The organism is Rothia sp. 110740021-2 (genome assembly GCF_054263775.1).
Map to the genome: position 1 here is coordinate 712149 of NZ_JBSZFE010000001.1, position 25506 is coordinate 737654.

The 25506-nt window shown below is 57.6% G+C and carries 24 protein-coding genes and 1 other RNA gene; 17 read left to right on the forward strand and 8 right to left on the reverse strand.

What is annotated here, in order from left to right:
• Nucleotide 1: 1 nt before the first annotated feature.
• From ACUXHH_RS03030 to ACUXHH_RS03110, 17 genes are all read left to right on the forward strand, one after another.
• The gene (locus ACUXHH_RS03030; protein ID WP_279790057.1) at nucleotides 2-2008 is read left to right on the forward strand and encodes a glycosyltransferase; all 2007 of its coding nucleotides are present in this window, start codon (nucleotides 2-4) and stop codon (nucleotides 2006-2008) included.
• Nucleotides 2005-2886 carry an ABC transporter permease gene (locus ACUXHH_RS03035; RefSeq protein ID WP_279742094.1) on the forward strand — a complete coding sequence of 294 codons (882 nt, stop codon included), beginning with the start codon at nucleotides 2005-2007 and terminating at the stop codon, nucleotides 2884-2886. The genes ACUXHH_RS03030 and ACUXHH_RS03035 overlap by 4 nt, the downstream gene beginning before the upstream one ends.
• A gap of 4 nt (nucleotides 2887-2890) precedes the next feature.
• Entirely contained in the window at nucleotides 2891-3664 is a 774-nt protein-coding gene (locus tag ACUXHH_RS03040) for an ABC transporter ATP-binding protein (RefSeq protein ID WP_458390795.1), read from the forward strand.
• A 449-nt stretch (nucleotides 3665-4113) separates the two neighbouring features.
• Nucleotides 4114-5376, forward strand: coding sequence for a CpaF family protein (locus ACUXHH_RS03045; RefSeq protein ID WP_279742090.1), 1263 nt, complete (start codon nucleotides 4114-4116; stop codon nucleotides 5374-5376).
• Entirely contained in the window at nucleotides 5376-6230 is an 855-nt protein-coding gene (locus tag ACUXHH_RS03050; protein ID WP_458390796.1) for a type II secretion system F family protein, read from the forward strand. The genes ACUXHH_RS03045 and ACUXHH_RS03050 overlap by 1 nt, the downstream gene beginning before the upstream one ends.
• Nucleotides 6227-7159 carry a type II secretion system F family protein gene (locus tag ACUXHH_RS03055; protein WP_279755098.1) on the forward strand — a complete coding sequence of 311 codons (933 nt, stop codon included), beginning with the start codon at nucleotides 6227-6229 and terminating at the stop codon, nucleotides 7157-7159. The genes ACUXHH_RS03050 and ACUXHH_RS03055 overlap by 4 nt, the downstream gene beginning before the upstream one ends.
• 107 nt (nucleotides 7160-7266) lie before the next feature.
• Complete coding sequence (locus ACUXHH_RS03060) at nucleotides 7267-7494, forward strand: hypothetical protein (RefSeq protein WP_279742084.1); 228 nt, start codon at nucleotides 7267-7269, stop codon at nucleotides 7492-7494.
• Complete coding sequence (locus tag ACUXHH_RS03065) at nucleotides 7494-7949, forward strand: TadE family protein (RefSeq protein WP_279742083.1); 456 nt, start codon at nucleotides 7494-7496, stop codon at nucleotides 7947-7949. Before ACUXHH_RS03060 ends, ACUXHH_RS03065 begins: the two co-directional genes overlap by 1 nt.
• Nucleotides 7950-7971: 22 nt before the next feature.
• Nucleotides 7972-8421 carry a pilus assembly protein TadE gene (locus ACUXHH_RS03070; RefSeq protein ID WP_279755099.1) on the forward strand — a complete coding sequence of 150 codons (450 nt, stop codon included), beginning with the start codon at nucleotides 7972-7974 and terminating at the stop codon, nucleotides 8419-8421.
• Nucleotides 8384-8881 (forward strand): Tad domain-containing protein, encoded by a 498-nt coding sequence (locus tag ACUXHH_RS03075; RefSeq protein WP_279789523.1) that lies wholly within the window; start codon nucleotides 8384-8386, stop codon nucleotides 8879-8881. The genes ACUXHH_RS03070 and ACUXHH_RS03075 overlap by 38 nt, the downstream gene beginning before the upstream one ends.
• A 247-nt stretch (nucleotides 8882-9128) precedes the next feature.
• Complete coding sequence (gene prfB, locus ACUXHH_RS03080; RefSeq protein ID WP_458390797.1) at nucleotides 9129-10256, forward strand: peptide chain release factor 2; 1128 nt, start codon at nucleotides 9129-9131, stop codon at nucleotides 10254-10256.
• 19 nt (nucleotides 10257-10275) lie between these two features.
• A complete protein-coding gene (gene smpB / locus ACUXHH_RS03085) occupies nucleotides 10276-10770 on the forward strand; it encodes an SsrA-binding protein SmpB (protein WP_005505423.1) in 495 nt (164 codons plus the stop codon).
• 123 nt (nucleotides 10771-10893) lie between these two features.
• Nucleotides 10894-11358 (forward strand): DUF4190 domain-containing protein, encoded by a 465-nt coding sequence (locus ACUXHH_RS03090; RefSeq protein WP_279742075.1) that lies wholly within the window; start codon nucleotides 10894-10896, stop codon nucleotides 11356-11358.
• Between the two features lie 238 nt (nucleotides 11359-11596).
• Nucleotides 11597-12451: a DUF4190 domain-containing protein gene (locus ACUXHH_RS03095; RefSeq protein ID WP_458390798.1), complete on the forward strand. Its 855-nt coding sequence runs from the start codon at nucleotides 11597-11599 to the stop codon at nucleotides 12449-12451.
• A gap of 337 nt (nucleotides 12452-12788) precedes the next feature.
• Nucleotides 12789-13161, forward strand: a transfer-messenger RNA (tmRNA) gene (gene ssrA, locus ACUXHH_RS03100).
• Between the two features lie 228 nt (nucleotides 13162-13389).
• A complete protein-coding gene (locus ACUXHH_RS03105; RefSeq protein WP_458390799.1) occupies nucleotides 13390-13617 on the forward strand; it encodes a terminase TerL endonuclease subunit in 228 nt (75 codons plus the stop codon).
• Between the two features lie 996 nt (nucleotides 13618-14613).
• Entirely contained in the window at nucleotides 14614-15189 is a 576-nt protein-coding gene (locus ACUXHH_RS03110) for a hypothetical protein (RefSeq protein WP_458390800.1), read from the forward strand.
• Nucleotides 15190-15301: 112 nt separating this feature from the next.
• Here the strand turns inward: ACUXHH_RS03110 and ACUXHH_RS03115 are convergent, their stop codons facing one another.
• The 8 genes from ACUXHH_RS03115 to ACUXHH_RS03150 form a co-directional block, all read right to left on the reverse strand.
• The gene (locus ACUXHH_RS03115; protein WP_458390801.1) at nucleotides 15302-16243 is read right to left on the reverse strand and encodes an inositol monophosphatase family protein; all 942 of its coding nucleotides are present in this window, start codon (nucleotides 16241-16243) and stop codon (nucleotides 15302-15304) included.
• A gap of 69 nt (nucleotides 16244-16312) precedes the next feature.
• Nucleotides 16313-17440, reverse strand: a complete 1128-nt coding sequence (rsgA, locus tag ACUXHH_RS03120; protein WP_458390802.1) for a ribosome small subunit-dependent GTPase A — start codon at nucleotides 17438-17440, stop codon at nucleotides 16313-16315.
• Nucleotides 17441-18925: a 3-phosphoshikimate 1-carboxyvinyltransferase gene (aroA, locus tag ACUXHH_RS03125; protein WP_458390803.1), complete on the reverse strand. Its 1485-nt coding sequence runs from the start codon at nucleotides 18923-18925 to the stop codon at nucleotides 17441-17443.
• A gap of 262 nt (nucleotides 18926-19187) precedes the next feature.
• Nucleotides 19188-19511, reverse strand: coding sequence for a mycothiol system anti-sigma-R factor (rsrA, locus tag ACUXHH_RS03130; protein WP_279754224.1), 324 nt, complete (start codon nucleotides 19509-19511; stop codon nucleotides 19188-19190).
• Nucleotides 19512-19600: 89 nt separating this feature from the next.
• A complete protein-coding gene (locus ACUXHH_RS03135; protein ID WP_279754223.1) occupies nucleotides 19601-20305 on the reverse strand; it encodes a sigma-70 family RNA polymerase sigma factor in 705 nt (234 codons plus the stop codon).
• A 157-nt stretch (nucleotides 20306-20462) separates the two neighbouring features.
• Complete coding sequence (locus tag ACUXHH_RS03140) at nucleotides 20463-20537, reverse strand: 50S ribosomal protein bL37 (protein ID WP_095343185.1); 75 nt, start codon at nucleotides 20535-20537, stop codon at nucleotides 20463-20465.
• A 230-nt stretch (nucleotides 20538-20767) separates the two neighbouring features.
• Nucleotides 20768-21367, reverse strand: a complete 600-nt coding sequence (locus ACUXHH_RS03145; protein ID WP_005505446.1) for a GDSL-type esterase/lipase family protein — start codon at nucleotides 21365-21367, stop codon at nucleotides 20768-20770.
• Nucleotides 21368-21586: 219 nt separating this feature from the next.
• On the reverse strand, nucleotides 21587-25255 hold the full coding sequence (locus ACUXHH_RS03150; protein ID WP_279740346.1) for a multifunctional oxoglutarate decarboxylase/oxoglutarate dehydrogenase thiamine pyrophosphate-binding subunit/dihydrolipoyllysine-residue succinyltransferase subunit: 3669 nt from the start codon (nucleotides 25253-25255) through the stop codon (nucleotides 21587-21589).
• Nucleotides 25256-25506: the final 251 nt, after the last annotated feature.

The window sequence follows — 25506 nt, forward strand, 5'->3', positions numbered from 1 at the left end:
CATGGCTGATAAGACTTTGAAGAACCTGCAGCGGGTTATTTTCCCGAGCGCAGTTGAGACCGACGTCGTCCCCCTGTATGTGGATGCGGGTGTTGCAACCGGCGTTCAGATGCCCACCCGTATTGACGGTGACGCTTCCACCTCCATTACGGAGGCTATGAACATCTCCGGTCAGTCTGTGTCGAGCGCTAGAGCGAACCGTGATGCCGCGAACAGTCTGAATAGCCGCCGCTCCATCACCGTGAATGCAGGCCAAAGCTTGTCTTTCGGTACGTACTTCAACGCGTTCCCCGCTTCGTACTGGCGCCGCTGGACCGACCTGCAGAAGGTCGTGCTGAGCGTTCAGACTCGCGGCGAGGGCATGGTCATTGTGTACAAGTCCAATGGCCGTGGCGTGATTCAGCGCGTAGATGCGAAGTTGCTCTCCGGCGAGGAGACCAGCACCTTCACCCTGCCCCTGGCACCATTCGGTGACGGCGGCTGGTACTGGTTCGACCTGGCTGGTACCGGTGACCTTGAGCTGATTGAAGCGAACTGGTTGGGCAATATTGAGCCCCGCGCGGACGTGAAGGCTGGTCAGGCGACCGTCCAGATTACTACCATGAACAAGGTGGAGTACTGCATCAACAACATTCGTGCTCTGGGTGAGAGCCCCGAGATTTTCGATGCTGTGCACGAGTTCCTGATTGTGGATCAGGGCACCCAGAAGGTGCAGGACCACGAGGACTTCGAAGAGGTTGTCAAGCCCCTCTCCGGTAAGTTCCGCATTATCAACCAGGGCAACCTGGGTGGTTCCGGCGGCTTCTCGCGTGGCATGTTCGAGGCTGTCAACAATGGATCCGATTACGTGCTACTGCTCGATGACGACGTCATCGTTGAGCCCGAGTCGATTCTGCGTATGGTGACTTTTGCGAACTACTGCAAGGAACCTACTATCGTGGGTGCGCACATGTTCGACATGTATGACCGTTCGGTCCTGCACGCATTTGGTGAGGTTGTTGACCCGTGGCGCAACTTTTACGCTAAGCCGCACCAAGACATGGGCATGGGTCACAACCTGGGCTACCATAACCTGCGTAGCACCCCGTGGTTGCACCGCCGCGTGGACGTGGACTACAACGGTTGGTGGATGTGCCTCATCCCGACCACTGTCATTAAGGAAATCGGTCTGTCTCTACCGCTGTTCCTGAAGTGGGATGACGCTGAGTACGGTCTGCGCGCTAAGGCTGCGGGCTTCGCTACCGTGTCCTTTCCCGGTGCGGGCGTGTGGCACGTGTCCTGGACCGATAAGGATGACTCCGTCGGCTGGCAGGCGTACTACCACGAGCGCAACCGCCTCATTACGGCGCTGCTACACTCGCCCTTCGATAAGGGCGGCCGCGTGCTGCTGGACTCCCTGTTCTTGGACGTCAAGCATACCCTGTCCATGCAGTACTACACCGAGGCTGGCCGCCTGATGGCGCTGAAGGATCTGCTCTCCGGCCCCGATCACCTGCACCCCTCGCTCTCGCAGCGTCTGCCGGTGATTCGTGCGATGGCTAAGGAGTACCCGGAATCTCAGGTGAAGCCGAACGTGGATGACTTCCCGGCTATTCAGACAAAGAAGCCTCCGTTCCGTGGTCGCCGTTCCTTCTCGTCTCCGGGCTACACGAAGCTTGCTTCGTGGACCGCGAAGACTGTTGCTCGTCAGCTGCTCAAGCCGGTGAGTGAAGAGGCGAAGACTCACCCGCAGATTCAGCTGAACTACGGCGAGACTAACTGGTGGACCCTGTCGAAGTTCGACTCGGCTCTGGCTACTAACGCTGAGGGTACCGGTCTGTTCTGGTACCGCCGCGACCCCGAGCAGCTCAAGTCGAAGCTGGCTCAGGCCGCTAAGCTGCACGTTCAGCTAGTGACCGGTTGGGATAAGTTGCGTGAGCAGTACCGTTCGAAGGCTGCTGAGGTTGCCTCTTACGATGCGTGGGCTAAGACCTTCGCTGAGCACACGGATTCTGAGCTGACCCGATGAACGATCTGAAGTCTGTTCCCCTGAAGGCGCCCGGCCGTGGGCGCGGCATCCTGGATGCGGTGAAGAACCGCTACCTGCTTCGACTGCTGGTTGATAAGGAAATCCAGGTTCGCTACCGCGGCTCGGTGCTGGGCATCTTGTGGTCGTACATTAAGCCGGGTGTGCAGTTCCTGGTGTTCTACATTGCCATGGGTATGTTCCTTGGCTTGGAACGCGGTATGCACAACTATGCGGTGTACCTGTTCTCGGGCATGATTGCCATTAACTTCTTCTCGGAGGGTTTTGGTAATGGTGCTCGCGCAATGGTGGTTAACAGCGCGCTGATTCGTAAGATTTACCTGCCGCGTGAGTTGTTCTCGCTGTCGACGGTGTGGGTGGCTCTGGTGCATTTTGTGCCTCAGATTGCTGTGATGCTACTGGCCTGCTTCTTGGTGGGGTGGTCCCCGACCTTCCTTGCATTTGGGTCGATTCTGGTGGGCATGCTTATCGTGATGATGCTGTCCTATGGTCTGGGTCTGATTTTTGGCGTGGCGAACGTGTTCTTCCGCGATTCGGAGAACATTGTGGACATGCTGCTGATGGTGGCTACCTGGTTCTCGCCGGTGCTGTACTCCTGGACCATGGTGCGTGAAACTCTCTACCCATGGGTGTTCAACGTGTTCATGATGAACCCGTTGACGGTTGCGGTGGAGCTGTTCCACTATGGCTTCTGGCATCCGACGCTCCGTCCTGAGGATTTGGCGCTTCCTGCTTCGCAGGTGGTTCCGCATCTCTTCAGCTTGTGGACTCCGATTGCCCTTGGTATTTCTCTGCTGACCGTTTTAATTGGTGATTTGCTCTTCCGTAAGTTTGAAGGCAACTTCGCCCAGGAGCTCTGATTCTGTGGATATTAAGAAGCTTGAGTTCCCGCCGGTGAGCCCGGACGCTCCCGTGGTGATTCACGTGGAGAATTTGGTGAAGCGCTTCGTTCTGCGCCACACCCGTTCGATGAAGGAAGCTTTTGTGTGGCTGATTAAGGGCCGCAAGGGCGATCTTTCGGAGAGGTTCAATGCGCTCAACGGCGTGAGCCTGGACATTCGTCAGGGTGAGCGTGTGGCTCTTCTCGGTCTGAACGGTTCGGGTAAGTCTACGCTGCTGAAGATGATTTCTGGCGTGATGCGCGCCGACGAGGGCGAGGTTCTCACTCGCGGCAATATTGCGGGTCTGATTGAGGTGGGCGCTGGTTTCCACCCGGATCTGACCGGTCGCGATAACGTGTACCTCAACGGTGCGATTTTGGGTATGTCCAAGGAAGAGATTGAGGCTTCCTTCGATTCGATCGTGGATTTTGCTGAGATTCACGACTTTATTGATACCGAGGTGAAGTTCTACTCTTCAGGTATGTACCTACGTCTGGCGTTTTCGGTTGCGGTGCATACGAACCCGGATATCTTCCTGGTGGATGAGATTCTTGCGGTGGGTGATGAGCCTTTCCAGAAGAAGTGCATTGCGAAGATTCAGGAGCTGTGCTCTGCCGGTAGAACTCTTGCCGTGGTGAGCCATGACTTGGATTTGGTCTCTAAGATTTGTGACCGTGGCGTGGTGCTGGAGCACGGTAACCTGCGTTTTGACGGCCCAATTAAGGAAGCTGTGAAGGTGATTCGCGGTGGCGACTAGCTGCTAAATGATTGCTGGTGATGGGGCGTGTATTCCCGATGGGGGAGCGCACGCCCCTTTGCTATGCCCGGAAGTTGTGCCTGAGAATCTATTGTTGCTCGATAGGGTTCTGGCGTTTCAACAGAGGCGGCTGCGGGGATTTAAGACGAAATGTTACGTGTGCACCGTGCGCAATATGGCGGTGGCCAACGGTAATTGGTTCGAGGGATGCACATGCATTTGTTTTGCAAGTCACAACCGACTAGGTGTTTTGGGTTTTAGCACACGTTAGGTAACGATATGTGCATTTCTATGCGTCAAAAATACTCAAATATTATACTCGTAAATATTAAGGGGTGTTTTATTACATTTTGATAAATTTGATGCGCTGAGGGTAGGATGATGGTGGCGTTGAGATATTACTACTTCGCCGTATTCCAGATAACCACACACAGCATCGGATCACTTCAATGGAGAATACCGTACTGGATACCCGGGCGGAGCATCTAAATCTGCTCGAAGAAAATATTCGTGAGGCAATGCGCCACCGCAGCCTGGACCCGCACGAGGACCAGCACGCCGTTCGCGGGCTTATTGACGAGCACCTAAACGATTACGAACAGCGACGTACCCGCATTTCTCTGCCCGATTTGGGTGACCGTGAATCCGTGATTCAGCGCCTGCATAATGAAATCTGCGGCTTTGGCGTGATTCAGCCGTTCCTCGATGATGAGAGCGTTGAAGAAATTTGGATCAACTCTCCCGACGAAATCTTTATTGCCCGCAACGGCGAAAGTGAATTGACCGGTCTGCATCTGAGTGCCGAGGCGATTAATAGCCTGCTGGAGCGCATGCTCAAGCCTTCGGGTCGTCGTGTGGACCTTTCCTCCCCGTTTGTTGATGCATCCCTGCCGGATGGTTCCCGCCTGCACGCGGTGATTCCGGATATTACCCGCAGGCACACGAGCATCAATATCCGTAAGTTCGTGGTGCGTGCCCGCCGCCTGCCCGACCTGGTGCGCATGAACTCGCTGAGTGCCGGCGCGGCGTCCCTGCTGCACGCGGCGGTGGAGAGCGGCATGAACATCCTCGTTTCGGGCGCAACCCAAGCGGGTAAGACCACGATGCTGAACTGCCTATCGGCATCTATTCCGCCGCGTGAGCGTGTGATTACGTGCGAAGAAATTTTTGAGCTCGCAGTTCCGCTACGCGATGTGGTGGGTCTGCAGTGCCGCCAACCGAACCTTGAGGGCACCGGAGCGATTGAGCTGCGCCGCCTGGTCAAGGAAGCTCTGCGTATGCGCCCCGATCGCATCCTCATTGGTGAGGTGCGTGAGGCGGAATCCCTGGATATGCTCATTGCGCTCAATGCAGGTCTGCCGGGTATGTGCACGATTCACGCGAACTCGGCGCGTGACGCGGTGACCAAGATTTGCACTCTGCCGTTGCTGGCGGGCGAGAATATTTCCTCGACATTCGTGGTGCCGACCGTGGCGTCCTGCTTTGACATTGTGGTGCATTGCGGGCGCGATTCGCACGGTCAGCGTCAGGTCGAAGAGATTAGCATGCTGGGCGGCCGCGTTGAGGACGGCGTGATTGAGATGTCTCCGTTGTTTGTGCGTCGTGAAGGGCAGATGGTGTGCGTGGCATTGGAGCTGCCGAACCCGGACCGTTGGGTTCGTGTCGGTCACCATCCCGAGCAGGTGCTGGCGGCGGCGAAGGCGGGTCAGTAATGCCTCTGTTTCTGAGCCTGATTTTGGCGTTGGGCGTCTGCCTGATTTACCTTTCCTGCTTTCCTGATAATGGTAAGCCGCCGAAGCCGAGTAACGACCCGGCGCTGGTTGTGGCACTGCGTAAGGCGGGTATGCATTCGCTGACTCCACGAACGTTTATGTGGGTGAGTGTTGCCAGCGGTGTGAGCGCGTCGGTTCTGTTGCTGATTCTTACTCAGCTTTTGCCGCTGGGTCTGCTGGGCCTGATTGGTGGTTTTGTGGCGCCTCGCGTAGTCGTGAATCATCGTGCCCGCGCAGCGGATGCCCGTATTTGGCAGTTGTGGCCGGATGCGGTGGACCACCTGCGTTCGGCGATTCGTGCGGGTTTGTCCCTGCCCGAGGCGCTGATTCAGCTCTCTTACCGCGGCCCGGAAGAGTTGCGTGATGCCTTCACCCATTTCTCGCGTGACTACCGCGCGTCCGGTGAGTTTGTGACCTCACTGAACCGTTTGAAGGAGTACCTCTCTGACCCGGTGGCAGACACCATTATCGAGGCCTTGAAGATTGCCCGCGAGGTGGGTGGGTCGGACCTGGGTAAGTTGCTGGGCACGCTGAGTGATTTTCTACGTGAGAATGCGCGTACCCGTTCGGAGCTTCTGGCGCGTCAGTCGTGGACTGTGAATGCGGCTCGCCTCTCCTGCGTGGCGCCCTGGTTTGTGCTGTGTCTGATGGCAACTCAGCCTGCCGCGCGCATGGTTTATAACTCGTTTGCAGGTGCGACACTGATGATTGTCGGCGCCGCTATTTCTTTGGCAGCGTACCGTCTGATGCTACGTATTGGTGAGTTGCCGCGTGAACGGAGGGTTTTCGGATGAACCTACCTCTGATTTTTGGTCTGCTGTTAGCGACCGGCGTGGGTCTGATTCTCTCATCGGTGCTGAATACTCGCAGTATTTCGTTCTCTGATCGTGTGGCGTCGCAGCTGCGCGGTGAGACTCTGCGTGAGTCGCTCTTGAAGGAGCAGGAGCGCCGCGAGCCGAGCCTGCTGGAGGCGATTTCGGCGTTCTGTGCGCCGCTTCTGCGTTCGCTGTCCTCGTCGTTGAGCGGCTCGTCGCTGAGTGATAGTTCGGTGCAGGAGCGTTTGCGTCGGGCTGGCTCTTCGCAGAGTGTGAGCGCGTTTCGTGCTGAGCAGCTGCTGTGGGCTCTTGCCGGTGTGACCGTCATGAGTGCCCTGACTGTCATCGGCGTGGTGCAGGAGCGTTTTTCCATTCTGGTGGCTCTTGTGCTGGTGCTGGTGAGTGGTTTGAGCGGCTTTCTGGCGCGTGACTGGTGGCTGGGCGAGGCGGTGACTAAGCGCGAGAAGCAGCTGGTCGCTGAGTTCCCGGCGCTGGCGGAGATGATGGCGCTGTCGGTGACGGCGGGCGAGTCGGCCCTGGCGGCTTTGGAGCGTATCTGCCTGACTTCTCGCGGCGAGTTGGCTCGTGAGTTTTCTGATATTTTGGCTCAGACCCGCACCGGTGTTTCGCTCTTGAGCGCGTTGCAGGAGTTCGCGGAGCGTACTCGCGTTCCGGTGTTGAGCCGCTTTGTTGAGGGTATTGCTGTTGCGATTGAGCGCGGTACCCCTCTGGCTGATGTGTTGCGTGCGCAGGCTCAGGATGTACGCGATAACGCTAAGCGTGAGCTGATGGAAACAGCCGGTAAGAAGGAGATTGCGATGCTCGCCCCGGTGGTGTTTTTCATCCTGCCGCTGACCGTAATTTTTGCGGTCTTCCCGGGCCTGTCGCTCATGCGTTTGAACTTTTAGATTTTGCGGCGGGTACACACCGTACCGGCCGCGCCGCGATGGGCTGGGCTGATTGCCCGGTGCACCGCACCAACCACACACTACACCCTTTGATGAAGGAGAAAATCATGTTCCGTCGTTTCCGCACCACCCTCACCGTGCTGATTGCCCTGGCTATCGCATCCGTGCTGGCTCTGCGCCTGAAGAACAAGCAGGGTGACCCCGAGCGCGGCGACGTTCCCGGCTGGGTCATGATCACCATGATGAGTGCCGTGCTGGTTGCCGCTATCCTGGCGATCGCTCAGCCGGCTCTGACCAAGATGTTCAACGACGCGATTGCTCTGGTTCACCAGTAATGTGTAAGCCCCGCATCGCTTCTGAGCTGACTGCCGCTGAGCTATCCTCCGCGGAATATTCTGTGGAGGATAGCGAGCGCGGTGACGCCAGCACGGAATTCGTCATGGTCGGTGCGCTGTTGGTGTTGCTAACCATGGCGATTCTGCAGGTTTCTTTCGCTCTGTATGCACGAACCATGTTGGTGGATGCTGCGGCGGCTGGGGCACGTTACGGTACGATGCGTGACCGCACTCCGCAGGAGGGCATGGAGCGTACCCGTCAGATGATTGAGGGGGTTCTTCCGTCTTCCTATGCTGAGAATATTTCGTACCATCAGAGTAGTGATTCTACGGGGGTGCGCACCTTGGAGGTGACGGTGAAGTCGCCTTTGCCGGTGCTGGGCCCGTGGGGTTTTCCGGATTCCATTGAGGTGAAGGGGCATGCGATTTATGCGGAGCATCGTTCCGGTGATTAGTGGCTTTTCGCTTCGGCGGTGTGTGAAGGAACACCTGAAGAACCGCTCCGATTTGTACAATCCTGAAGAGGGTAGCGCCATTGTGGAGTTCCTGGGGTTGGGCATTACTCTGCTCATCCCGGTGCTCTACGGCATTCTGACGATCTTTAGCTTGCAGTCTTCAGTGATGGCGGCTCATGCTGCGAGCGCCCAGGTGGTGCTGTATGTGCAGGAGCAACCGCAGGATTCGTCGGTTGGCCCGGATTTGGCTCAGCGTCTGGCGGTGCATGCTGCCGCTGATTACGGGGTTGAGCCCTCCGATGTGAGCGTGTCGTTGAGCTGTTCGTCGGGGGAGTGCGTCTCGGGTACGAAGGCGTACGCCACGGTGACGGTTCAGGCGCGTTTGCCGCTGTTGCCTTCGTTTATGGGCGGCGGTGTGATTCCGGTGAGTTCTCATGCGACGAGTTGGGGGTCTGGTCATGCTGATTCCTAATGGTTTACCGGCTCATGCCGGTGTGCAGAGCCGGGCGCTCGCCTCAGACCCGGAAGAGGGCAGTATTGCCCCGCTGATTGTGGGCATGCTGGCGTTGCTTCTGCTCATCGGCTCGGTGACGGTGGCGATTACCGGTGCCTATCTGCAGACTCAGCATCTGCAGGATGTGGCGGACGCTCAGGCGAACTCGATTACCCGCACGATCCGCACTCCGGAGGAGACGAATGGTTCGGCGGCGTGGGAGTATGCGAGCGCGTACCTGGCTGAGGTTCAGCCGGGACAGGATTTTCATAGGTTGCGTCTGGAGAACGTGTCCGTGGATTCTGATCACAGCGTGCACGTGTACCTGTCGGCTCGTATTCGTCCGCCGCTGCTGTCGATTCTGGTGCCTGATGGCATTGAGGTGACCGCTCATGGTTCGTCGCGTTTGAAGATGAGCCAGGGCCCCTCCACCGATTAGTGCGTCTATCAACGGCGCAAGGGCTTATCAGCTCACTCTCTTATTGGTGTGTTGTGAGCCCCCATAGCTTGCGAGGGTGCATCCGTAAGGTAGTGTAACGGCTAGCGGATGCACCCTCGTTTTTTGCCTTCTTTTACATCTTCGTTCCGCGGCCTTTGCCCTCTACCCACCTGTCCTTCTGCGCTGTGGGCTGTTGCGGGCTGTAACGGCGGGACTTTCTGGCAGTTTCGCGATAGTGTTAAAAGCTATGGCATCCTTCGACTTTTCTGCTGAGATTAAAGAGCTTCGCACGATTTTCACCTCTATTGCTGCTGTGAGCGATATTGAGGGGATTGAGCGCGCCATTGAGGACCTGTCTGCGCAGGCTGCTGCACCCGATTTGTGGGATGACGTGGAGAATGCGCAGAAGGTGACGAGCGCACTGTCGTATAAGCAATCGGAACTGAATCGTCTGCGTTCGCTGTCTTCTCGCATTGATGATGTTGAGGTGATGGTGGAGCTTGCAGAAGCTGAGGATGAGGAGACTGCCGCCGAGCTGCTCGCCGATGCTGAGCGTGAGTGCGGTGAAATCCGCGCAAAACTGGAAGAGCTTGAGGTGCTGGTGCTACTGTCGGGTGAGTACGATCAGCGTGAGGCTGTGGTGACGATCCGTTCGGGCGCCGGTGGCGTGGATGCTGCTGATTTCGCGGAGATGCTGCTGCGCATGTACGTGCGTTGGGCGGAGAAGAACGGCTACCCGACGAAGGTTCTGGATACCTCCTACGCTGAGGAGGCGGGCCTGAAGTCGGTGACCTTTGAGGTTAATGCGCCGTACGCTTTTGGTCGCCTGTCGGTGGAGGCGGGTACTCACCGCCTGGTGCGTATTTCTCCGTTCGATAATCAGGGCCGCCGTCAGACGTCGTTTGCTGCGGTTGAGGTAATTCCTCTGATTGAGCAGACAGATGCTATTGAGATCCCCGAGTCCGAGATTAAGGTGGATGTGTTCCGCTCGTCGGGCCCGGGCGGCCAGTCGGTGAACACGACGGATTCGGCGGTGCGTATGACTCACTTGCCGACCGGTATTGTGGTGTCGATGCAGAATGAGAAGTCTCAGTTGCAGAACCGTGCGGCGGCTTTGCGTGTGCTACAGTCTCGCCTGTTGCTGTTGCGTAAGGAGCAGGAGGATGCGAAGAGGAAGGAGCTTGCCGGTGATATTAAGGCAAGCTGGGGTGATCAGATGCGCTCCTATGTTCTGCATCCATACCAGATGGTGAAGGATCTGCGTACCGGCTATGAGGAGGGTAATACCTCTAATGTTTTGGATGGCGGTTTGAACGCCTTTATTGATGCTGGTATTCGCTGGCGTGCTTCGGGGCGCGCGGTTGAAGAGAGCTAAGACGTATAAGGATTGAGTGATGGCTCAGAAAAAGAAGAAAGACGCAAAGAAGGACCCGAATAACGCGATTATTGCCCAGAATAAGAAGGCTCGCCACAACTACAACATTGTGGATACCTATGAGGCGGGCATTGTTCTGCTGGGTACTGAGGTGAAGTCTCTGCGTGATGGAGGGGCGTCCATTGTGGACGGTTTCTGCCAGGTGACCGATAACGAGATGTGGCTCGAGGGTATTCATATCGCGGAGTATGGTTACGGTACGTGGACGAACCATGCAGCTCGTCGTCGCCGGAAGCTGCTGCTGCATCGTTCTGAGATTAATAAGTTGGCGCAGAAGCTGAAGGAGACCGGTTACACGGTGGTTCCGTTGAAGCTGTACTTCTCGAATGGTCGTGCGAAGGTTGAGATTGCTTTGGCGACCGGTAAGCGTGAGTACGATAAGCGTCAGGCTTTGCGTGAGCGTCAGGATGACCTGGAGGCGCGCCGCGCGATGCGTTACCGCAACCTCGGCTAGAGCTGAGGCGGCGGCGGGAACCTATCTAGTCGGTGACTTCTGGTAGATGCGGGCACGGTTCCTCGCGTATAATTGTTGGAAAATCGTGGCGTACCGCGAGCACCATATTTTATGAGGAGACATATGTCTGAGAACCCGAATTACCAGCAGAACCCGGGCGAGTTCATCCCCGCACCGCAGCAGGCCCCCGCATACAATATGCAGGGTGGCTACCCCGGCTACCAGCCGACTCCGAGCTCGGCTCTGGCGATTGCTTCGCTGATTCTGGGTATTATTGGTCTGCTGTCTGGCTGGCTGATTTTCGGTGGCGTGCTGGGTCTGGTTGGCGTGATTCTGGGTATTGTTGCCCTGGTGAAGGTGAAGAATGGTACCGCCTCCGGTAAGGGTATGGCGATTGGTGGTATTGTCACCGGTGCGCTGGGCATGATTGTTGCTGTTGGCGTGCTGATTCTGGGCTTGATTGGCATTGGTATGCTCAGCGACTGCGCTGAGAATGCGGTGCAGGATTCGAGCGGTAACTATGTGTGCACCGTTCATGGTGAAACCATGACGATGAGCCCTAAGGAATATGAATCTGTCCGCCGTTAAGTCACGTTGAGTCTTTGAAACGTTGAGGGACCGAATAGTGGTGAACTATTCGGTCCCTTGCTCTTTTTCGGCGCTGAATCTGCCCGATTGGTGGATTCTGGGGGATGATTCTGGAATCTTAGACTTCATAGATGCCCCAGGTGATGGCTTATTCATATAATGGAACTGAACTCAGCGCGCAATGGTGCATTGGGTGAGTATAAATTGTTCGCTGTAACTGTGATGGAAAGAACGACGGATGTCTGAGAATAACTACGGAAACAACCAGGGAAACGCACAGAACCCCTACGCTGCTCAGCAGCCTAATTCTTCAGCCCAGAGCTCTTACGGTCAGAATTACGGCCAGGCTCCTGCAACGCAGAATACTTACGGCCAGGATTACGGTCAGAGCGCATCCGCCCAGAATAGCTACGGCCAGACTCAACAGAACACTACTGCGCAGAACGCGCCCCAGCAGAACCAGTACGGTCAGTTCGGCGCGAAGTCTTCTTCGCAGAATGCTTACGGCCTGAACGCTGCTGAGGGTACCTCCGCCCAGGGCGCTTCGGCTCAGGGCGCTGCAGCGCAGAACTCCTACGGCCAGACTCAGCCCGTCCAGCAGCAGTATGGCTACGGTCAGGACGCCTCCTACCAGGCGCAGCCCGCTGACTACAACTACCAGCAGAACTCTTACCAGCAGCACCCCCAGCAGGATGCTTACGGTTACGGCCAGCCCGCGCGTTACCCGTATGCGGCTCCGGTGACGAAGAAGGCTCCCGGCATGGCACTGGCGGCGATGATTCTCGGTATCGCGGCTGTACTGACAGGTTTCCTTGTGTTTGGTGCCCTGTTGGGTATCGCCGCGATTATTCTGGGCGTGCTGTCCCTCAAGAAGACGAAGGAAGTTGGCGCAGGTAAGGCATTCGCCCTGACCGGTATTATCACTGGTGCGGTGTCTATCCTGATTTCGATTTGCATGCTTTTCGTAGCCATTTCTTTAGTTCAGGCTACTCAGAAGTGCCTTGAGGTTGGTACCGAGGATGGTCACGGTAACGTGGTCTGCCAGATTGGTGACAACCCGAACAACCGCATGACTGTTTCGGCTCACCGCTAAGGTTTGACAGCCGAGTGCGGTACGCGAACGGGGTGAGGCTCCCAGAAGATTTGGGGCGCCTCACCCCGTTTGCTGTGCCCGTGATCTTCTGTGTCGATTTTCTACACCGATTTTCTGCGCCCGCCGTTGAACCGGGTGTGTGCTGGAGGCGCGTGCACCGGGTTCTTTGGAGGTGTTCTCTGTCAGTGAGCGCACCCTGCATGATGGGGTAGGGGACTTGCACGCCGTTAAACATCTTAGATATACTGAATCTCTACCGTGTTTGAATGGCACCGCGGCATCAAGGTATGTCGAGGAAAACTTTCAGAAGACGGTGGGCTTTTTGATAAAAGCATAGGGGGATGATCGGTTTCGACGATGTGAGTTGAGATGGGTGAAGCGTGCCGAGGATGCAGGGTTATCTCGTTAACGCCCTCTGCAAAAAATTAAGTGCAGAATCTAAGCGCACTGACTTCGCACTCGCTGCCTAAGCGCGAGTTGCCGTCTGTCGGCCTGAGCATGCCTTTGGCTCAGTTACCGGCATCGACTTAAAAGGCCACTGCTGCTAGCCCTTGTTGCGGGGGCTGGCGGGACTTTTACGTGACTAGGTTCGTCGGTATATGTGTTTATGCAAGTACCGGAGCCGAAAAGTAGCGTTCGCATAAACTGCGCACGGAGAAGCCCCGTTGACGCCACATCGGACCGGGGTTCGATTCCCCGCATCTCCACGATCTCCCAACCGTCCGCTATTCCGTATGGGGTGCGGTGGTGATTATCGGTTCCAATCCAGAGGAAGAACTGCGGTAGGTTTCTACCACCCGGCAGGACGCCCCACGGCGTCACCTGCCGGGTATTTTTTATGCCCAATTGTCGGTCTGTTCCGGGGGTGTACCGGCATGCTCGTGGGTTGGGCGTCAAAAGGTTTAGGCTAACGTCAAAAGGAACTGATGAACCTGGTCATGGAGGGAAAGCTCGCTCATGAGGGTCACCCGGTTTTGCAGTGGATGATGGATAATATGTTCGTCCGCACCGACTCTGCCGGGAACATCAAACCCGACAAAGAAAAATTCACCGAGAAGATCGATGGTGTGGTGGCCACTATCATGGGCCTCGACCGTGCGATTAGATGCGGTAGTGGACCCGCCACTGAGAGCGTGTATGATAGCAAATGCATATTTTTCATGTAATGTCAATTTACGTGTTGCATCTGATGAGACTCTCTGGTAAACTATTAATTAGTGATGTGAGATGCATCACTATATGGTGTGGGAATGCATTCATCATACTGTTGCAGCAGTGTCCTGTGCTCTCACTCTTTAACCTGGGAGAGGTCCAATGCGTACGAAGAATATATTTACACTAGGATTTTTTCTCACTATTGTTCCGGTGTTCTGGGTGATTATCTCATTTGCCAGAGACGGGGAGTTCTTTAATCCAGTATCAATTCTAAGTGCAATTTTAGGAGGTCTTTTGGTCACTTTTGCAGCCAGAAGGACGCTTGAGAGTGATTCAAAGTTCCCTAAGGGACCCCCTAAAGGACCTAGTGTGTAAAACATCGCTTAGAAGTTTCTAAGTGGTCAACGAGATGTGGTAGCAGTTTTAAAACTGCTGCCACATCTTGCTGTATATAAAGGTAATATATGAGTCTTTTATCTTGGTTTGGTCTTAAAACACCTGCTCCATCAGCACCACAGAACACCTGGTCTTTGACGAACACCGCGTTCCCCGCATCTCCACGATCTCCCAGCCGTCCGCTATCCCGTATGGGGTGCGGCGGTGATTATCGGTTCCAATCCAGAGGAAGAACCGTGGTAGGTTTCTACCACCCGGCAGAACGCCCACCGCGTCACCTGCCGGGTATTTTTATACCCAATTGGTCGGTCCTGTATTGCCGGTCCGTTCTGGGGTGTACCGGCGTGCCCGAGGGCGCTCAGGTGACCGCATTGTAATGAGAACGCCATCAGAGAAGACGAAAACGCGTCCTATGCCGTAGTATCGAAGGGTAGATACCGTTGTTCGGTATTGATTGTTTATTCAATCTCACCGGCAACGTTAGAGAGCAACCACAGAGCCACCAAACGAGCCACAAAGTAGCCGGTCATATAGCATAGCCGCTCATAGTGACGCCAACGCTACGATACGGTAGCCACACAGCCGCTATGACGACCACTCAAGGACACACCATGGAGAACCAGATTCCCGCCCCCTCCTTCCCGGAGCAGAACAACGCAAACTCCCCGCAGCCGGTACCTGCAGGCGTAGCACCCGCACCCGCCCTGGGCGTGGCACCCGCTAACGTGCGCGACCGCGACGACAGCTACCAGCGCATCCCGGACATGTACCGAGTGCCGGCTGAGCACCGCCGCCCCTACGGCGAGACCACCGGCGACTTCCGCGGCCCCGGCTACTTCTACTCCATCGGCGCGTTCGGTGCCTCCCTGGGAGCCCTGGCGCTGACTCTCTACGCGTGGATTCAGGTAGCGGCACTCCACACCGAATCGATGGGCAGCTCCGGCGGTTACAGCTCTGCGTATAGCTCCGGCCTGAGCCTGAGCCCCAACATCATGGTGATTGCGCTACTGCTCGTGGGTCTGATCCCGGTGGGCGTCTCGATTTGGCTTGCCATCTACTCGGCGAAGGTGAACGTCGGTCACACCACCAAGTACACCTCGAAGATGACGATCTTCAACATTCTGGCGTACATCATCTCGGGTCTGAGTCTGCTGGGTCTGCTCGGCACCCTCACGATGCTGTCCTAAAACAGGCAACACTTGCTCTCAGAGCGATAACAGCGAGGCGGCGGCTTTCCACTATCGGAAAGCCGCCGCCTGGCTGTATTTTTACTATCTCCTGCTCAGAGGGAGGAACCGACTAGGGCCGGGGTGCGAGCGCTTCCAGTACCTGCTGCTGGACCGCCGCCGTATTACTTGCCACCAGGGACACCGGGTGCACACCGGAGACTGAAAGGCCCGCTTGCTCCGGCAAATCGCCCTCTAGGGTGGAGGCGACGCCGCCAGCCTCACGAATCAGCGGCAGTAGCGCCGCCACCTCGTAGAAAGACAGGGATGCGTCCACGACGGTGTCCACGGCACCCTCAGCGAGCATACACGCCGCCCAGAACGAACCGTACGCACGGGAACGACCCACTGAACCCAGAAGCTGTACAAGCTCCCCAGAGCGGTCCACAGCGCCTTCAGCAGCTGCCTTCCAGGAAGAGAGGTCGGTGTACGCGGCAGACAGCTGATCCAGCTGAGTCAGCGAAGACACCTCAAGACGAGTCGCCTGCGCCAAAGACTTACCCGTGTACGCGTCCGAGCCGCGAGCAGCCCACCAGCGGCGACCCAGCGCGGGTGCAGACACCACACCCACCACCGGCTCACCCTGATCCAGCAGAGCAATCAGAGTCGCCCACACCGGCACGCCGCGGCGAAAATTATCCAGCTCAGCAATCGGTGCAATCACCCACTGGCGCGACGCCTGACCGTTATAGCCGGCATGCGTACCGGCAATACCGTCACGAGTACGCACACGCGACAGTTGCGCGTGCAGAAGCTCCTCAACCTCCTGGGCCACACCCGAGGCGTAATCTGCAGGCTCCTGCACTGGTGCCTGCGGCTCCGCGGGCTGCTGAGTAGCCTGCTGCCACGGTGCCAACGGTGCCGCAGCCGGTGCCGCTTCGGCGGGCTCTACCACCTCGGATGCGGGGGAGAAGGCCGGGCGGTCACGAAAACGCATGGCGCTCACACGATCGACGCTATCGGCAAGAATATGCGCAAGACGCAAATCGTCGGTGTACTGCTGGGAACGGCTCATAGTAATGATCTTCTTCAGTGTTCGGTGATGTAGTCAGCAAAAATGTGTGTGTAGTGCAGGGGAGAGAACCTAGACGAGAGCGCCTAGTTTCTTCTCCGAATCGCCCTCTTCAGGAGTCAACAGCAGCAGCTTACGCAAAGACTCCAGACGGGCGGGACCGCTCTCACCGGCATGACCGGCAGCAACGTAGGCCTCCAGACCGCACTCGGGAGCCTGCGCTGCGTGAGTACACGCCTTCGGACAATCCGCCGCACCGGGTGCCAAATCAGCGAATGCCTCCACGACGGTCTCCTGCGGCACATGCGCCAAACCGAAAGAACGAATACCGGGAGTATCAATAATCCAGGTACCTGGCTCCATCGGATCACCATTCGCATTTACCGGACGCAACGCCAACGCCGACGAGGATGTGTGGCGGCCACGACCCGTCACCGCGTTCACATGACCAGTCGCACGCTCAGAGCCGGTCAGCGCATTCACCAGGGTCGACTTACCCACACCCGAATGGCCCAGAAGTACCGACACCTGACCCAGCAGCTCCTGCAGAAGCTCCTGAACCGGTGCAGACTCCAAACCGGCAGCGCCCTCCTGACTTGGCGCCAAACCATCTGAGGAAGAGGACAGCACAATCTTCAAACCGCTTGCCGCATAGTAATCCAGTAGATTCTGCGGGTACCGCACATCGGTCTTCGTAATGCACAGAATCGGCTCAATACCGGCATCAAACGCCGCCACCACGGCACGATCGATGAAGCCGGTGCGCGGCTCCGGGTTCGCCGCAGCAACCACAATCACCAGCTGCTGAGCATTCGCCACGACCACGCGCTCCGACGGGTCAGTGTCGTCGGCGCTACGGCGCAGAATCGAGGTGCGCTCGCTCAGACGCACAATGCGCGCTAGGGTATCCTTCGCGCCGGAGGTGTCACCCACCAAATCCACAAAGTCACCGGTCACAATCGCGGTGCGGCGTAGCTCCTTAGCGCGCGCCGCAATGAGGATACGCTCCTTCTCGGTATCCTCATCAACAACGACCGACCAGCGGCCGCGGTCCACCGTAATGACCCTGCCACGAATCGCTTCTTTGAAGGTCGGGCGATCCTTCGTGCGGGGGCGGGAGCCCTTCTTGTTCGGGCGCACGCGCACATCCGACTCATCCCATTCAGAGAAATCGCGCACGTTCATGCGGGAAGAACCCATTTAGAAGACCTCCTGGTCGGCGGTAACGGTGGAAGCGCCGGTCTGCCATTGCACCAGCATATCCTCCCACATTACGGTAAATTCGGGCATGGTCTTAGCCACGGTGGCCACATTCTGCACCACCACGTTGGGGCGGCGCAGACCAATAATCGCTGCGAAGGTCGCCATACGGTGATCGTCGTAGGTGCGAGCCAGAACCTGTGCAGCCTCAACGGTAGCGGGGATGGGCGCCTCAATCACCAGCGAATCGGCGGTGTCGTGGGCGCTGCCTCCCAGACGGTTAATCTCAGTGGCGAGCGCGGCAAGGCGGTCCGTCTCATGACCGCGCAGATGCGCAATACCGGTCAGCTCCACGCGACCCTTCACGAAAGCACAGGCAGCCGCCATAGTCGGCGCCAACTCACCACCGGCAGACAGGTCAAAGGAGAAATCACCCTTGGGAAGCTGCACCGGACCGGTTACGGTCAGACGGCCCTCAGAGTAGCGAACCTGCGCACCCAGTGCGGGCAGAAGCTCACGCCACATATCGCCCACCTGGGTCGTGCCCGCCGAAGAATCAGCCGCGGGTTCCGGCCAGTGGGGAATAGTTACCGACTCGCCGGTAACCACGGCAGCGGCAAGGAACGGACCGGCATTCGACAGGTCCGGCTCAATGGTCATCTCAAAGCCGGGGAAAGAACCGGGGTGAACCGTCCAACGGTACTCGCCACCTTCTGCTTCGTTGCCTTGGCTCGGGTAGTGCTCCTGAACCTCGATGCCCATCTGACGCAGTGCCTCCACGGTCATCTGAATGTGCGGGATGGACGGCACCGAAGAGCCCTCGTGCACCAGCACCATGCCCTGCGGCAGGCGAGGGGCCATCAACAGCAGAGCCGAAACGAACTGAGACGAGGTCGAAGCATCAATACGAACCACAGGCGCCTCAGAGACACCCTCCGCGCTCGCCAGACCGGGGGAGCGTAGCACGAAGGGCAGAGCGTTCTCGCCCTGCTCATAATCCACCTGCACACCCAGCTGACGCAGACCCTCTAGGGCAGGACCCATCGGACGCTGACGGGCATGCGGGTCACCGTCAAAAGCAAACTCACCCGGCAGCAGTGCCGCCAGAGCGGGTACAAAACGCATCACGGTACCGGCAAGACCGCACTCAATCGACACCGCCTGCGGCTGTATGGAATCTGCCTGCGCAAAGTTGAGGGGAGTGACCTTGATATCCGGACCAAACGGCGAATCGGTCGGCACCAGCTCAATACCCGCACCCAGCTGACGCAGCGCCTCAATCATCAGCGCCGAATCGCGCGAATGTAGAGGCGCACGCAAATACGAAGGGGAATCGGCCAAAGCAGCAAGCAGCAGATAACGGTTCGTGAGCGACTTAGAACCCGGAATATGCACCAGCGCATTCTTGCCAGCGGTTTCGCTGGAGGCGGGCACCAGGGGAGCGGGCCAATCGCCGGGGGAAAGTTGCACTGCTGCGTCGCTCATACATCCTCTTCTGGTTCAAATCATGGGGGGCGCAGACTCAGAGACGCTGCGCCCGTTGACGTCTACCACTATTCTACCGGTTGAGGGTTTGCGAGCCGCTGAGGGCTCCAACGCTGAGATATGCGGCCCGAACGAACCAGGTAACACGAGCTAGACAGCGTGAACCAACCAATACGCGTAAAGGCGGCGCACCGTCATTGGTGCACCACCTTTACTCATCATTCGATTTCTCTACCTCAGCGGGACAACAACTTGGGGCAGTTTAGAGGTTTGCTTTGGCGCAGAAATTCTGCACATCCTGCAACAGTCTCACCTTCAACTGCTCGGGCGCCTGCTGAGCGCACGAAGAACGCATCTTCTCACGCACCATCAGCTCAAAGTCCTTTACATCCGCGCACTCGGGGCAGGCATTCAGATGCGCCTGAATTGTGTGTAGCTGCTCGGGGCTCAGCTCCCTATCGAGGAATTCGTAGAGGCGCTTGAGGGTCGATGAGCAGGGCAGGCCTCCGCAATCCTCTAGCGGCTCAGAAGCTACGGAAGCTGCAGGGGTTTGGGGGACGGAAAAATTCTTGTCTGTGCTTGACATCGGGGGTTCCTTTCACACGGAAGGTATAAAGCGTTAGGGGAAGTCTAGCCTTAACCTCATGGGGCTATCTCACCGGTAGAAGAACGGAGTTAAGAATCCGCAGGCGCCTCGGAACGAGAGCTCGCCGGCGGAGACTTTACGCCCTTGGCTGTGGTAGCCTTAGCCGGCTGCGCCTTAGCATGTGTCTTCGCTGCTACCTTTGCGATAGTCGAAGGGCGCAGACCATTCTCTCGCGCATAATCGAGTAGCTTTTCACGCAAAATCCGGCGGCCACGATGCAGACGAGACATCACCGTGCCCATGGGGATATCCAGAATCTCCGCAATATCCTTGTACGCGAAACCCTCCACATCGGAGTAGTACACCACCATGCGGAAATCCTCAGACAGCTCGTTCAGAGCCTCACGAACCTCGGTATTCGGCAGGGCGCTCAGCGCCTCCGCCTCAGCAGAACGCAGACCTACCGCATCATGCTCGCCGGCCTGAGCTAGCTGCCAATCCTCCACCGTCTCACCTTGAGACTGCTGTGGCTCACGTTTACGCTTACGGTACAGATTGATGTACGTATTCGTCAGGATGCGGTACAGCCACGCCTTCAGGTTCGTACCCTCGGTGAACTGGTGGTACGAGGCAAAAGCCTTCATATAGGTTTCCTGCACCAAGTCTTCAGCATCGGCAGAGTTGCGGCTCATCCGCAGGGCGGCAGCGTAGAGCTGATCCACATACTGCATAGCATCCGCGGTAAAGCGTTCGCGCAGCTCGCGGGTATCCGCCGCGGTGTTGGTTTCAGCCATGTTTCTCCTCTACAGGAACGCGCCAGGCGTTCACATCCATAACGTAGAATTCTTCTCTTTATTCCGCAGAACGCCCACAAACATCTACGGGTAAAGCAAAACCCCGGGTCCGAATAATATCCGAAACGCCGGGGTTTTAAAGTGTATACAAGATACCTTATGCGTTGGGGCGCTTACCGTGGTTTGCGCCGCCCTTACGACGGTCCTTGCGCTTACGACCGCGCTTGCTCATCAGAGCCTCCTTATAGTGTTCATGGATGCACGCCCCACCTTCGCGGTGCGCGCTCCCTATTACCTGCCCTAGCAGAGGCGGCCACCGAAAACCGGTGGCCCACGCTATAAGGGCAACGCCGTCTATTTTTTCATAGAAACGGCATGATTGCATCTTGGAACCGGGATATGAGCTAAAAAACACGAACTTTCTTCGCATCAACTCGCAGTCCCAGCCGGGGGAGCAGGCTCTTAGCCGTGCTCAGGAATGTTCAGCCAGTTGTACCAACCGCGGTGCAGAACCAGCCACGCCATCAGACCGTAACCGGACTGACCCGGGCGACCATCATTTGCAGCAAGATCGTTGCGCCACTGCTCATGGTGAAGCAGCGGGTTGAACGTATCCACGTACACGTGGTTACGGCGGGTCACCACATCCGCGTATGCCGCCGACAGGTCAGCGATACGGCGGTTACGCTCAGCGTCCAGGGTCGGCGGCGGACCAACAACCAGAACCTTAATGTTGTTCTGCGACGCCATGTCCACAATGTTTGCCAGGTTCAAACGCGAACGAGCGCTGGTCAGACCCAAATCAATGTCAAAGGTCGACGGAGCAATAATGAGGCGGTTATCAGCACCGGGAACGAAGCGGCGGCGCGCCTCCTCAAACCAGCGTGCATTCAGCTGCTCGCTACCTTCATTGGGCGCGGCAAGGTTATATGCCGCAATGGATGCAGTGGTCTGCGGGGTGCGCGCCATAACACGGCCAAACCAGCCGAGGGTACGGGGGTCGCCAACACCGGCGAGCAGGTCATCGCCGACTGCCACAATTCGAATATTGCGTTGCTCCACGGAATTCTTTCTTCAGCAGGATGCGCCCGCCGTAGAGGCGGCAAGGCACGTGAGTAATAGTCTTCATATCTAGGATAAGCGCTATTGAGCCTCTTTTCGAACTTAATATCCTCTCCGGTAAGTATCTGAGACTAAAAAACCCGTCTTCGCACCAGAAACATCTGATGGGAAGACGGGTTTTGAAGAGCTAAAACCTTAGCTGCTTAGCCGCAGAAGACCTTAGCCTTCGAAGACCTGGTTGAACAGGGCCTCAGCCTCAGCAGTGTGCAGCTTACCGGTACCAGCAGCCGGGGAAGCCGCAGCAGCACGGGAAGCAAGACGCACGCGGCGGTCCAGCAACGGCAACAGGTTCACTGCCATGAACGGCCACTGACCCTGGTTAGCGGGCTCGTCCTGAGCCCACACAATGTCGGTAGCGTTCGAGTACAGAGCCAGCTGCTCCTTGATCTCCTGCTCAGGCAGCGGGTACAGCTGCTCCACCGAGACAATAGCGGTCTTGGTGTCGCCGCGGCGCTCGCGCTCTGCCTCCAGATCGTAGTAGAGACGACCGGAAACAAAGACCAGACGCTCAACCTGAGCCGGGTTGATGCCCGAACGGTCACCAATCACCGGCTGGAACGAACCCTCAGTGAAGTCCTCAATCGAGGATGCAGCAGCCTTCAGACGCAACAGCTGCTTGGGGCTGATCACCACCAGCGGCTTGTACGGACGGTGCTGAGCATGACGACGCAGCAGGTGGAAGTGCGAAGCCGGGGTCGACGGGCAAGCCACAGTCATGTTGTTTTCAGCGCACAGCTGCAGGTAACGCTCAACACGAGCCGAGGAGTGGTCAGGACCCTGACCCTCGTAGCCGTGAGGAAGCAGCATAACCAGCGAGGAACGCTGACCCCACTTCTGCTCGGAGGAGGACACGAACTCGTCAATGATGGTCTGAGCACCGTTTGCGAAGTCACCGAACTGAGCCTCCCACACCACGAGCGAGTCGGGGCGCTCTACCGAGTAGCCGTACTCGAAGCCGAGAACGCCGTACTCAGAGAGGAAAGAGTTGTAGATACGGAACTTGCCCTGATCCTCAGAGAGGTGCTCCAGCGGCGACCATTCCTCATCAGTGATGTGGTCGTGCAGAACAGCGTGACGCTGAACGAAGGTACCGCGCTGAACATCCTGACCGCTCATACGAACGTCGGTGCCCTCCATCAGCAGCGAACCGAAGGCGAGCAGTTCGCCCATACCCCAGTTCACGTTGCCGCTACGGCCCATCTCAACGCGCTGGTCCATGAGCTTCTTTAGCTTCTTGTGGATGGTGAAGCCCTCGGGAGCCTTACCGAACGCGTCAGCGATGTGCTGCAGAGTGTCGCGGGAGATTGCAGTCTTACCGGAGTGAACGACCTCGGTATTCTGCTGGGATGCGGGCAGTTCCAGACCGGAAACATGTGCGCCAGCAGGAGCCGGTGCCGAAGACTGAGTCTCGACGAAGATAGCGTCCAGCTTCGAGTGGTAGGAGTTCAGAACTTCGTCTGCCTCTTCCTGAGAGACATCGCCACGACCGACCAAATCCTGTGCGTACAGGGTGCGGGTCGAGGGCAGGACGTCAATATCCTGGTACATCTTCGGCTGGGTCATCGACGGATCGTCAGCCTCGTTGTGACCGCGGCGGCGGTAGCAAATCAGGTCAATGACAACGTCGCAACCGAAGCGCTCACGGTACTCGAATGCCAGGCGTGCGGCGCGAACTACAGCATCTGGATCATCAGCGTTGACGTGGAAGACCGGAGCCTTGGTCATACGCGCAATGTCGGAGGCGTGGGTTGCGGTGCGGCCATCGTTCGGCAGGGTAGTGAAGCCAATCTGGTTGTTCACCACAACGTGCAGGGTGCCGCCTGTGGTGTAGGCCTTCAGACCAGCCATCTGCAGGGTCTCCATGACGATGCCCTGGCCCGCGAACGCTGCGTCACCGTGAATCAGGATCGGCAGGACCGGGTGGCCTTCAATGCCCTGCTCGCGGTAGACGTCCTGCTTAGCGCGGACGATGCCTTCGAGTACGGTATTTGCAGCCTCAAGGTGCGAGGGGTTAGCAGCCACGTACACCTGGGTCTGCTTACCGGAATCGGAGGTGAAGACACCCTCGGTACCGAGGTGGTACTTCACGTCACCGGAGCCGCCCTCGTAAGGTGCTGCGGTGCCGGAGAACTCACGGAAAATCTGAGCGTAGGACTTACCGGCAATGTTGGTCAGCACGTTCAGGCGACCGCGGTGTGCCATACCAATCGCAACGCCCTTTAGGTCGTTGTTAGCGGCCTTGTCCAGAACAGCGTCCAGCAGCGGAATCAGGGACTCGCCGCCCTCCAGGGAGAAACGCTTCTGGCCCAGGTACTTGGTCTGCAGGAAGTTTTCAAACGCCTCAGCCTCAACCAGCTTGGAAAGAACACGCAACTGCTCCTCACGGGTGGGCTTAGCGGCACCGCGCTCCAGACGTTCCTGGAACCATGCACGAACCTCGGGGTCCTCAGAGTACATGTACTCAACGGACAGAGAACCGGAGTATGCCTCGTGCAGGCGCTCCAGGATGGTGCGCAGCGGCAGACGCTCAGAACCGCCAAAGCCACCGGTCGGGTAGACGCGGTCCAGATCCCACAGGGTCAGACCGTAGTTCTCCAGCTTCAGGTCCGGGTGCGAACGCATCTTGTAACCAACGGGGTTGGTTGCTGCGGTCAGGTGGCCGTGCACACGGTAAGCGTGAATCAGCTGCTGAATACGTGCAACCTTGGAAATTTCCTGAGCGTCATCGACGTGGTTGTCGCGGGCCCAACGAACCGGCTCGAAAGGAACCTTCAGGTCGCGGAAGATTGCATCGTAGAAGTCGTCGCCGCCGAGTAGGTAGTGCTCAACCAGCTTCAGGAACTCACCGGAACCTGCACCCTGAATGACGCGGTGGTCGTAGGTGCTGGTCAGGGTGATGATCTTGGATAGGCCCTGCTGAGTGATGAGCTTCTCGGACAGGCCGCGGAACTCAGCCGGGTACTCCAAAGCACCCACACCAATGATGGCCGCCTGGCCCTTGGAGAGGCGGGGCACCGAGTGGACGGTACCAATACCACCGGGGTTGGTCAGCGAAACAGTGGTGCCGCGGAAGTCCTCAATGGTCAGCGCGCCATTACGGCCACGCTTAACGATGTCGTTGTACGCATCCCAGAACTCGCGGAAGCTCAGCTGTTCAGCACCCTTCAGGTTCGGAACAACCAGGTTGCGGGAACCATCGGGGCGGGGCAGGTCAATAGCCAGACCAAAGTTCACGTGTGCGTTGTGGATTGCAACGGGCTTGCCCTTCTCATCCACACCGTAGGTCACGTTCATCGAAGGCATCGCTGCTACCGCGCGAATTACTGCGTAACCGATGATGTGAGTGAAGGAGACCTTGCCGCCACGGGTACTTGCCAGGTACTTGTTGATGGCAGTGCGGTTCTCAATGAGCAACTTTGCGGGGACCGCACGAACGGTGGTTGCGGTGGGGACAGTCAGCGACTCTTCCATGGTCGTGACGACTGCCTTAGCAGGGCCGCGGAGGGGGACAATCTTGTCTTCAACAGGTTCCACAGGTTCAGCCTTCTTGGTAGCAGCGGGAGGGGTGGGGGTAGCAGGCGCAGCCGCAGGCTTCGGTGCCGCGGGAGCTGGAGGTGTTACAGGTGCAGCAGGTACAGCGGGTGCCGCAGCAGGAGCTGCACTAGTGGTACCGGCGCCTCCCAGCGCCTTATCGATGGTCTCAAAAATGGGCCACCATGAATGGTCCACGAGGTTCTTGTCCTTCTGGTAACGCTCGTACTGTTCTTCAACGAACCATTCGTTACCGGCAAATTCCTCAGGAACCAGATGTTCTGGCAGATTTGGCACGTTATAACGCCTCTTCCAATTAGTGTGAATTTATCCGTCGCGTCCGGGGCTCGCCCGGCATAGACGACCCGCGTCTTCGAGGGGCGAATCATCACGCTGAGCATGTGCGCATCGCCTTTGGTGGCTGTTGTGTGTGCGGGTGTGCACCGTACCAACCTGCCTAGCGTGCCGTGAACGTCGGGGTTCATCCGCTTGCATGGCGGCACACTCATGCTCCTATGTATAAGTGTAAAGAGAAGCACGGTGAACTT

Coding starts and splice junctions, on each gene's coding strand:
- ACUXHH_RS03030 (WP_279790057.1), top strand. CDS start 2: ATGGCTGATAAGACTTTGAAGAACCTGCAGCGGGTTATTTTCCCGAGC.
- ACUXHH_RS03035 (WP_279742094.1), top strand. CDS start 2,005: ATGAACGATCTGAAGTCTGTTCCCCTGAAGGCGCCCGGCCGTGGGCGC.
- ACUXHH_RS03045 (WP_279742090.1), top strand. CDS start 4,114: ATGGAGAATACCGTACTGGATACCCGGGCGGAGCATCTAAATCTGCTC.
- ACUXHH_RS03050 (WP_458390796.1), top strand. CDS start 5,376: ATGCCTCTGTTTCTGAGCCTGATTTTGGCGTTGGGCGTCTGCCTGATT.
- ACUXHH_RS03055 (WP_279755098.1), top strand. CDS start 6,227: ATGAACCTACCTCTGATTTTTGGTCTGCTGTTAGCGACCGGCGTGGGT.
- ACUXHH_RS03060 (WP_279742084.1), top strand. CDS start 7,267: ATGTTCCGTCGTTTCCGCACCACCCTCACCGTGCTGATTGCCCTGGCT.
- ACUXHH_RS03065 (WP_279742083.1), top strand. CDS start 7,494: ATGTGTAAGCCCCGCATCGCTTCTGAGCTGACTGCCGCTGAGCTATCC.
- ACUXHH_RS03075 (WP_279789523.1), top strand. CDS start 8,384: ATGCGACGAGTTGGGGGTCTGGTCATGCTGATTCCTAATGGTTTACCG.
- prfB (WP_458390797.1), top strand. CDS start 9,129: ATGGCATCCTTCGACTTTTCTGCTGAGATTAAAGAGCTTCGCACGATT.
- smpB (WP_005505423.1), top strand. CDS start 10,276: ATGGCTCAGAAAAAGAAGAAAGACGCAAAGAAGGACCCGAATAACGCG.
- ACUXHH_RS03090 (WP_279742075.1), top strand. CDS start 10,894: ATGTCTGAGAACCCGAATTACCAGCAGAACCCGGGCGAGTTCATCCCC.
- ACUXHH_RS03095 (WP_458390798.1), top strand. CDS start 11,597: ATGTCTGAGAATAACTACGGAAACAACCAGGGAAACGCACAGAACCCC.
- ACUXHH_RS03105 (WP_458390799.1), top strand. CDS start 13,390: ATGGAGGGAAAGCTCGCTCATGAGGGTCACCCGGTTTTGCAGTGGATG.
- ACUXHH_RS03110 (WP_458390800.1), top strand. CDS start 14,614: ATGGAGAACCAGATTCCCGCCCCCTCCTTCCCGGAGCAGAACAACGCA.
- ACUXHH_RS03115 (WP_458390801.1), bottom strand. CDS start 16,243: ATGAGCCGTTCCCAGCAGTACACCGACGATTTGCGTCTTGCGCATATT.
- rsgA (WP_458390802.1), bottom strand. CDS start 17,440: ATGGGTTCTTCCCGCATGAACGTGCGCGATTTCTCTGAATGGGATGAG.
- aroA (WP_458390803.1), bottom strand. CDS start 18,925: ATGAGCGACGCAGCAGTGCAACTTTCCCCCGGCGATTGGCCCGCTCCC.
- rsrA (WP_279754224.1), bottom strand. CDS start 19,511: ATGTCAAGCACAGACAAGAATTTTTCCGTCCCCCAAACCCCTGCAGCT.
- ACUXHH_RS03135 (WP_279754223.1), bottom strand. CDS start 20,305: ATGGCTGAAACCAACACCGCGGCGGATACCCGCGAGCTGCGCGAACGC.